The organism is Actinospica durhamensis (assembly GCF_018139695.1).
GTDB lineage: Bacteria > Actinomycetota > Actinomycetes > Streptomycetales > Catenulisporaceae > Actinospica > Actinospica durhamensis.
The window spans coordinates 1-8,824 of the sequence record NZ_JAGSOG010000325.1 but is presented as its reverse complement, the minus strand read 5'-3'; the positions used below and the strand labels follow the sequence as shown (position 1 = coordinate 8,824).

The 8,824-nt window shown below is 71.4% G+C and carries 7 protein-coding genes and 1 pseudogene; 4 read left to right on the top strand and 4 right to left on the bottom strand.

Going from position 1 to position 8,824, the window contains the following annotated elements:
- From KDL01_RS36110 to KDL01_RS36100, 3 genes and pseudogenes are all read left to right on the top strand, one after another.
- A pseudogene (locus tag KDL01_RS36110) lies at positions 1-203 on the top strand (hypothetical protein); the annotation flags it as partial.
- Positions 204-329: 126 nt separating this feature from the next.
- Positions 330-1,046, top strand: a complete 717-nt coding sequence (locus tag KDL01_RS36105; RefSeq protein ID WP_212533202.1) for a class I SAM-dependent methyltransferase — start codon at positions 330-332, stop codon at positions 1,044-1,046.
- Between the two features lie 55 nt (positions 1,047-1,101).
- Positions 1,102-2,424 (top strand): glycoside hydrolase family 125 protein, encoded by a 1,323-nt coding sequence (locus KDL01_RS36100; protein ID WP_212533201.1) that lies wholly within the window; start codon positions 1,102-1,104, stop codon positions 2,422-2,424.
- Between the two features lie 27 nt (positions 2,425-2,451).
- Here the strand turns inward: KDL01_RS36100 and KDL01_RS36095 are convergent, their stop codons facing one another.
- On the bottom strand, positions 2,452-3,648 hold the full coding sequence (locus tag KDL01_RS36095; RefSeq protein ID WP_212533200.1) for an ROK family transcriptional regulator: 1,197 nt from the start codon (positions 3,646-3,648) through the stop codon (positions 2,452-2,454).
- 118 nt (positions 3,649-3,766) lie between these two features.
- Here KDL01_RS36095 and KDL01_RS36090 point away from each other — a divergent pair, with 118 nt between their 5' ends.
- Positions 3,767-5,674, top strand: coding sequence for a glycoside hydrolase (locus tag KDL01_RS36090; RefSeq protein WP_212533199.1), 1,908 nt, complete (start codon positions 3,767-3,769; stop codon positions 5,672-5,674).
- A 71-nt stretch (positions 5,675-5,745) separates the two neighbouring features.
- Here the strand turns inward: KDL01_RS36090 and mraY are convergent, their stop codons facing one another.
- The 3 genes from mraY to KDL01_RS36075 all read right to left on the bottom strand — a co-directional run bounded on the left by mraY (position 5,746) and on the right by KDL01_RS36075 (position 8,716).
- Positions 5,746-6,810 carry a phospho-N-acetylmuramoyl-pentapeptide-transferase gene (mraY, locus tag KDL01_RS36085; RefSeq protein WP_212533198.1) on the bottom strand — a complete coding sequence of 355 codons (1,065 nt, stop codon included), beginning with the start codon at positions 6,808-6,810 and terminating at the stop codon, positions 5,746-5,748.
- Between the two features lie 164 nt (positions 6,811-6,974).
- The gene (locus tag KDL01_RS36080; protein ID WP_368861721.1) at positions 6,975-7,745 is read right to left on the bottom strand and encodes an ABC transporter permease; all 771 of its coding nucleotides are present in this window, start codon (positions 7,743-7,745) and stop codon (positions 6,975-6,977) included.
- 98 nt (positions 7,746-7,843) lie between these two features.
- Positions 7,844-8,716, bottom strand: coding sequence for an ABC transporter ATP-binding protein (locus tag KDL01_RS36075; protein ID WP_212533203.1), 873 nt, complete (start codon positions 8,714-8,716; stop codon positions 7,844-7,846).
- Positions 8,717-8,824: the final 108 nt, after the last annotated feature.

Sequence of the window (8,824 nt, the reverse complement as noted above, 5' to 3'; positions counted from 1 at the left end):
CGCACGCCGTGCGCGACCCGCTGGACCCGAACCGCCCCCGCGCCCTCGCCCGCCCGGCCGAGAGCCGCGAGGCCAGGATCGGCGAAGGCTGCAAGTTCCGCGGCCGCTGCCCGCACGCGATGGACGTGTGCACGCAGCGCCCGCCCGAACTTCCGGTGGAGGGCAGTCCCGGGCACACGGCCCGGTGCTGGCTGCTGCAGTGAGAGCGCGCGAGTTCGGCTGAGATCGGCTGCTCCGCGCACCGCGCACCCGCACCGCGCACCCGCACTGCGCACCCGCACCGTGCGGAGCAGCCCCTCAGAACACGCGCCCATGTCAGGATGAAGCGCATGTCCTCTGATCTTGACGCGCCGACCACCGACTACGACGGCTTCGCCGAAGCGTACGCGGCCGAGACCGAGTCCAATCTGATCAACGGCCACTACACCCGGCCCGCGGTCCTGGACCTGGCCGGCGACGTGACCGGGCGCCGGATCCTCGACGTGGGCTGCGGTGCCGGACCGCTGCTCGAGTCCTTGCGCGACCGGGGCGCCGTGGTCACCGGCATCGAACCGAGCGCGGAGATGCTGGAGTTGGCCAAGCGCCGACTCGGCGAGGACGTGGATCTGCGGCTGGCGGACCTGCAGGATCCCCTGCCGTTCCCCGACAACGCATTCGACGACGCCATCGCCTGCCTGGTGCTGCACTACCTGGAGGACTGGACGGCCCCCCTGGCCGAACTGCGCCGCGTCCTGGTCCCCGGCGGCCGCGTCATCGTGGTCGTCAACCACCCCTATGTATACCGCCTGCTGCACCCCGAGGGCGACTACTTCGCCACCCACGAGTACGCCGAGGAATACACCTTCGGCGGCCAGAGCGTCGTCCTGACCCACTGGCACCGCCCGCTCCCCACGATCACCGCCGCCTTCATCGAGGCCGGATTCCGGATCGCCTCCATCACCGAGCCGCCCCCCGCCCCGGGTGCCCGCGAGCGCTTCCCCGACCTGGTGACGTCCCCCTCGGGATCCTTCCTCTGCTTCCTGTTCTTCGTGCTGGAAGCCGCGTAGCGTCGGGCGGGTGTCACGCCTGCATTCCCGGCAAATCGGGACTATATTCCGCTCCATGCCCGCTTCCGCCGCCACCGAACCGGGCTTGAACCCCGACCTCGCCCCGCTGCACGAGAGGGTGCGGTCCGTTCTCGGCGCGCAGGCGGCGATGGTGGTCACCCGGTTCGTCACCGAGACCATGAGCCGCGCGGCGCGGTTGCTGCCCGACGGGACGGTCTTCCTGGTCACCGGGGACATCCCGGCGATGTGGCTGCGTGACTCGGCGGCGCAGGTGCTGCCGTTGCTGCGGCTCGGCGAGTACGGGCCGGGCGCTGCGGACTTCGCCGCGGCGGTGCTGCGGCGCCAGTTGACCTGCGTCACGCTCGATCCGTATGCCAACGCGTTCAATGCCGGTCCGGACGGGCTCGGCCATCAGCGCGATCTGACGACCATGAGTCCTTATATCTGGGAACGCAAATACGAGGTCGATTCCCTCTGCTACCCGCTGCGCCTGGCCGAACGTCTGTGGCGGCACACCGGGCGCACCGATGTCTTCGACGCGCTCTACTGGCACGCGGTGGCTCGCATCGTCGAGGTCTGGGAGACCGAGCAGGACCACGAGAGCCGGTCCCCGTACCGGTTCCGACGCCGGTTCGGCGGGCCCACCGGCACCCTTGCCCGCCGCGGTCTCGGCGGGCCCGTCGGTGTCGGTGGGCTGACGTGGAGCGGCTTCCGTCCCAGCGACGACGCCTGCCGGTACGGCTACCACGTGCCCGGCAACATGTTCGCGTCCGTGGTGCTCGCGGACCTGCCCCGGATCGCCGAGGTCGCGCCGCCGCCCCTCGCCGTCGATCCGCGGCTGATCGAGCGGGCCGGCCGGCTGCGTGCCACGATCGACAAAGGACTGCGTGAGCACGCCGTGGTCGCGGATCCCGTCACCGGTCCGCGCTGGGCCTACGAGGTGGACGGTCTCGGCGGGGTCCTCGAGACGGACGACGCGAACGTACCCAGCCTGCTGTCCCTGCCGCGCCTCGGCTACTGCGACCGCGAGGACCCGCTGTACCTGGCCACCCGCGCGTTCGTGCTCAGCCCCCGCAACCCCACGTACTACCGCGGCGCGGCCGCCGCCGGGGTCGGCAGCCCGCACACCCCGCAGCGCCACGTCTGGCCGATCGCGCTCGCCGTCGCCGCGATGACGGAGCCGGACGACGAATCCGGCCGCCAGGCGCGGCTCGCTGCCGTCAGAACCCTGCTCGCCACCCGCGGCGGCACCTACCGCATCCACGAGTCCTTTCACGTCGACCACCCGCGCATCTGGACCCGGCGCTGGTTCTCCTGGGCCGAAGCGATGTTCTGCGAGCTCGCCCTCGACTGCTGCGGATTCCCTTTGCCCGACTGAGTTTCTCGCCGGGCGGACGGTGATCGACTACCCCCGCTGCCGCGGCGCCGCCAGCGGAGCGCCGAGTGCGATCCCGGCCGCCGCCACCGCGATCAGGCGCTCCTCCCACGGCCGCACCTCGATCCGCGTCTCGCGCACGCACGGCAGCAGATGTGCCGCCAACGCCGCGTCGAACGCCGCGCGGACGTGGTCCCACAGCGGCGTGATCTCCCCGACCACGACCACCGTGCTCGTCCCCAGGATGTTCACGACGCCCGCCAACGCGCGCCCGAGCAGGGCCCCGGCGTCCGCGAACAGCTCCCTGGCCCGCTCGTCGCCAGCCACCGCCAGCGCGCCCAGCTCACCGACGCCCGCATCCGGCCCGATCAGGCCGGCCTCGCGGCCCTGCCGGGCCAACGCCTCCGTGCTCGCCTGCGTCTCCAGGCAGCCGCGGTTGCCGCACACGCACTCCGGCCCGTCCGCCAGGATCGGCAGGTGGCCGAACTCCCCGGCCGCGCCCGCCGCCCCCCGGTACGGCGCGCCGTCGAGCACCAGCCCCGCGCCGATGCCCTGGCCGATCGCGACCACCAGGAAGTCCGCGCACTCCGCGCTCGGCCCGTAGAGCCGCTCGGCCACCGTCACCGCGCTGATGTCGTTGTCCACGAACACCGGCACTCCGAGCGCGGCGCGCAGCCGAGCCGCCAGCGGCATGCCGTTCCAGCCCAGCCGCACCGACATCCGCAGCGTCCCGGTCTCCGGCTCCACCACCCCGGGCACCGCCACGCCCACGCCCAACAGCGGCCGCCGTTGCCGCGCCGCCTCGGCGATCCGGCCGCGGATCAGCTCGGTCAGCCGCTCCACCGCCTCCGGCGCGGCCGGATCGAACGGCCACGACGCACCGTCCACCACCACCCCGTCCAGCCGGGTCAGCACCGTCGCCACGTGGTCGAGCGCCACCTGCACGCCGATCGCGTGCGCCGACCGGGGAACCAGCCGCAGCGGAATCGACGGCCGCCCGGCCGCCGGCACCCGCGGCTCCTGCTCGGCCAGCATCCCCACCGCCAGCAGCCGCCGGGTACTCGAGGTCACCGTCGCCGGGCTGAGTCCGAGGATCTCGGCGATCTGCGCCCGGCTCAGCGGCCCGCGCCGCGCCAGCAGCGCGAGCACCGCGGTGCGCGTCCCGTCGCCGGAAACCGAACCCGCGCCCCAGCGCATCGCCCCTCCCTCGCCGTGTCCTCGGTCCATCCGCCGGTACCTGCGCGCGCCGCGCCGAACCGCCGGGCCCGCGTCCCTTGACAGTACCCTGTCCCCGCTCTACGTTCCGCGCGAGATATTTCATGCCCGAATTAATGGGGTGCTCACGATGAAAGCACGGACATACCCACGCAACAACCGGTCCACCACCCTGATCGGCGCGCTGCTGCTGGCCACCGCGACCAGCGGCCTGCTCGCCCTGGCCCCCGCACCCGCGCAGGCCGCCTCCACCACCGCGGTGGTCACGGCCCCGGCCCAGACCATCGCCGGCTTCGGCGCGTCCGGCGCCTGGTGGGTCAATGACCTGACGAACTTCAGCGCCACCGCGCAGGCGCAGGCCGCGAGCCTGCTGTTCACCACCAGCGGTATCGACCTGAGCCAGTACCGGTACAACATCGGCGGCGGCGGGGTCGGGGTGAGCACCGCGGCCCGGGCCCCGCAGAGCTTCCTGAGTACCAGCGGCACCTACAACTGGAGCGCCGACCCCGGCGGCCAGTACTTCCTCAAGGCCGCCTCCTCCGACGGCGTGCCCGACATCATCGGGTTCGTCAACAGCGCGCCGAGCCAGTACACGACCAATGGCGAGAACTGCGGCGGCGACATCAACACCGCCGACTACGCCGCGTACGGCACCTACCTGGCCACCGTGGTGAGCCACTTCTCCGCCGCGGGCATCAAGATCAGCCAGGTCAGCCCGATGAACGAGCCCGACGACAGCTTCAGCTCCTGCGGCCAGGAGGGCATGGAAGTGCCCGCCGCCGACCGGGCCGGCGTCATCGACGGGGTCGGGGCCGCCCTGAGCAGCGCGGGCCTGTCCACCAAGGTGATCGCGGACGAGTCCAGCCAGACCACCCAGCTGCTGTCCGAGGCCCCCACCTGGCTCGCCGACTCCAGCGCCCCGGGCTACACCGCGGCCATCGCGCACCACACCTACAACTACCCCTCCAACAGCGCCCTCGAGCAGGTCGGCGGCCTCGGCGACGTGAACAACAAGCCGGTGTGGGCCTCCGAGATCTGCTGCCAGGTGACCGGCGGCAGCTACGGCGCCCAGTACGACCCGACCATGGGCGGCGGCCTGACCCTGGCGAACTACGTCTACACCGACCTGTCCTACGCCGACGACAGCGCGTTCCAGTGGTGGACCGCGCTCTCCAGCGCCATGGGCTGCAACCCCTCGACCAGCAGCACCTGCGCCACCACGGTCAACAGCTCCGGCTGGAACGACGGCCTGGTCTACTACGACCCGAACTACGCCGGCGACGGCAACCAGACCCTGTACCCGACCAAGCGCTTCTACGTGCTCGGCCAGTACAGCCGCTACGTCCGCCCCGGCGCCGTGCGCTACGGCGTGAGCGGATCGCCGTCCGGCGTGCAGACGATGGCGTTCTGGGCCAACAACCAGTGGACCGTCGTGGCCACGAACACCAACACCTCCGCGACCACACTGTCGCTGAACCTCGGCTCCGGCACGGTGACCTCCGCCGGCGCCTACCAGACCGACGCCAGTGAGAACCTCGCCGGCGTCTCCGCGCCGAGCATCTCCGGCGGCACGATCAGCGCCAGCCTGCCCGCCCAGAGCGTGACCACCTACGTCCTCGGCAGTGCCGGCGCGCCCGGCAGCGCCGGTGTGAGCGCGCAGGAACTCGTCGGCAACCAGTCAGGCAAGTGCCTCGACGTCCCGAGCTCGAGCCAGACCAACGGCACCCAGCTGGACATCTACACCTGCAACGCCGGCAGCAACCAGGAGTTCACGCTGAACGTGAACGGCACCATCGAGGTCTACGGCTCGAAGTGCCTCGAGGCCTACGGGCAGGGTAAGACCGCGGGCACGATCGTGGACATCTACACCTGCAACGGCGGCAGCAACCAGCAGTGGCAGGCCCACCCCGACGGCAGCATCACCAACAGCGAATCGGGCCTGTGTCTGGACGTGAACGGCCAGAGCACGTCCAACGGCGGCAAGATCGACCTGTGGACCTGCAACGGCGGGACCAACCAACTCTGGACCCTCGGCTAATGTCCGAGGGTGCCCGGTGACTGCGGGCCCTGGCGCCACGTGCGTCAGGGCCCGCGATCAGGGCGCGCAGGTCACCAGTTCGCCTCGAAGCCGCCGTAGAAGATGCCGAGCCCGAGGATGACGCACAGGCCGCCGATGATCCAGAAGCGGATGGTGATGTTCACCTCGGGCCAGTCCATCAGCTCGAAGGTGTGGTGGATCGGCGCCATCTTGAACACCCGCTTGCCGTGGCGCAGCTTGTACGAGCCGACCTGGATGACCACCGACATCAGCTCCATCATGAACAGCCCGCCGATGACCACGGCGAGCGCCTCGGTGCGGGTGCAGATGGACAGCCCGGCGAAGGCACCGCCGAGGGCGAGCGAGCCGGTGTCGCCCATGTAGATCTTGGCCGGGGCCGCGTTCCACCACAGGAAGCCGAAGCAGGCGCCCATCACCGCGGCGGCCACGGTGGCCAGGTCCAGCGGATCGCGGACCTGGTAGCAGCCGGCGGTCGCGGTCGTGCCGCAGCTCTGGCCGTACTGCCAGACCCCGATCACCACGTATGCGGCGAAGGCCATCGCCGAGGCCCCGGTGGCGAGACCGTCCTGGCCGTCGGTGAGGTTGACCGCGTTGGACCAGCCCGCGATCAGCACGTAGCTCCACAGGACGAACACCACCGGGCCGAGGCTGAGCCAGGCCACGTCGTGCAGCACGGACACGTGGTCGCTGGCCGGGGTCAGGCCCATGGAGTTGCGCAAACGCAGCGCCAGCACGGCGAACGTGAGCGTCACCAGGCACTGGCCGACCAGCTTCGCCTTGGCGCGCAGGCCGAGCGAGCGGCGATTACGGATCTTGATGAAGTCGTCGACGAACCCGACCACGCCCATCCCGGCCATCAGCAACAGCACCAGCAGCGCCGAGCTGGTCGGCACCTTCGCGGTGATCGCCTTGGTCAGGAAGTAGGCGATCAGCGTGGACAGCACGATCACCATGCCGCCCATCGTCGGGGTGCCCCGCTTGACCAGGTGGGTCTGCGGACCGTCCTCCCGGATCTCCTGGCCGTACCCGCGACGGGTGAACATCCTGATCGCGATCGGAGTACCGACCAGGGAGAGGATCAGGGCGATCGCCGTAGCGTACAGAACCGCTCTCATGACGGGGGTCCTCCAGCAGGGAAAGCGGCACGATCGCGAGGTGTGCGACGAGGCCTGGGACGCGCGTCATCTTACGGATGTGCGGCAAGCTGTGCCCGGACGCGTTGCAGGGCCCCCGGAATCGAGGGCCCTGCGGCGTATCCGTGCTTGTGTCGTCATCCGACTCATCGCGGTTTGGGCTCGCGCTCGTAGAGGCGGCGGGACCAGGCATAGGACAGGGCCGCGACGCCGAGGCACCAGGCGAGGGTGATCACCAGGTTGTCGCCGATCCGGGTGCCGGTGAGCAGGCCGCGCAGGGTCTCGTTGACCGGGGTGAAGGGCTCGTACTCGGCGAACCAGCGCATGCCGGCCGGCAGGCTGGCGGTGGGGACGAAGCCGCTGCCGAGGAAGGGCAGCAGGATCAGGAACATCGGCGAGTTGCTCGCGGTCTCCACGCTCTTGGCGGACAGGCCGAGACCGACGCACAGCCAGGTCACGGCCAGGGTCAGCAGCAGCACGACGCCCAGGGCGGCGAGCCACTCGGCCGGATCGGCGTGCGGGCGGAAGCCCACCCCGATCGCGGCGGCGGTGACGACGGCGACGCCCACCAGGGTCTGGATGGTCGCGGCGACGACGTGGCCGGTGAGCACTGCCGAGCGGGCCACCGCCATGGTGCGGAAGCGGGCTATCACGCCCTCGGTCATGTCCTGCGCGACGGCGATGGCCGTGCCCTGGGCCGCGGCCGCCACCGACATCAGGATCAGGGCCGGGGCGACGTAGTCCGCGTACGCGGCGCGGCCGCCGTGCAGGCCGGCCGGCATGCCGCTGCCGAGCCCGGACCCGAGCGTCCCGCCGAAGACGTAGACGAACAGCAGCAGGAAGACCAGCGGCATCAGCATGACCATCAGGGTCAGCGAGGGATAGCGCTGCAGGTGCCGCAGGTTGCGGCGCAGCATGACCCGCGCGTGCACCAGGGCGTGGGAACGGTGCTCGGCGCCGCGTGCGCCGCGGCCGAGGCCGTCGCGGTCGCCGTCGAGTGTCAGGGTGCTCATCGTCAGGCTCCCTTCCTGCCGGTGAGGGCGAAGAAGACGTCGTCGAGGTCGGGGGTGTGCACGGTCAGCGCCTCGACCTGGACCGAGGCGTCGTCCAGCTGCCGCAGCAGCGTGCGCAGGGTGCTGACGCTGCCGTCGGCCGCCAGCTGCAGCGTGAGCGCGTCCTCGTCCCGGCCGGTGGGGGCGAGCGCACTCGCGGCGGCCTCGAGCGCGGCGCGGTCGGCGAAGGTGAGCTCGATGTGCCCGCCGGGGATACGGGCCTTGAGTTCGGCGGGCGTCCCCTCGGCCACGATCCGGCCGCCGTCGAGCACCGCGACGCGGTGCGCGAGCTGGTCGGCCTCCTCCAGGTACTGGGTGGTGAGCAGGATGGTCGTGCCCTGCGCCACCAGCTCGCGGATGATGTCCCACATGGTGCGCCGGCTGCGCGGGTCAAGGCCCGTGGTCGGCTCGTCGAGGAAGATCACCTTCGGCTCGCCGACCAGGGTCATCGCCAGGTCGAGCTTGCGCTTCATGCCGCCGGAGTAGGTCGAGGCGGCCTTGTCCGCGGCCTCGGCCAGCTCGAACCGCTCGAGCAGCTGCTCGGCCCGGCGCCGCCCGGCCGCCTTGGGCAGCAGGTGCAGGTCGGCCATCAGCATCAGGTTCTCCCGGCCGGTGAGGTAGCCGTCGAGCGCGGAGAACTGGCCGGTGACGCCGATCGCCCGGCGCACCGACTGCGGGTCGGCGGCCGCATCGACCCCGGCGATGCGGATCTCGCCGGAGTCCGGACGCAGGTAGGTGGTCAGCAGGTGCACGGCGGTGGTCTTGCCGGCCCCGTTCGGGCCGAGCAGGGCCAGGATCGTGCCCTGCGGGACCGTCAGGTCGATCCCGTCCAGCACGGTCTTGTCGCCGAAGCTCTTGCGCGGCGCCGGCGTGAGAGTGCACGTGGCCTGACTCGGCTCGTCTAACCGAGCGTCAGCAGCCTCCGCGTCCCGTTCCCGCCCAGC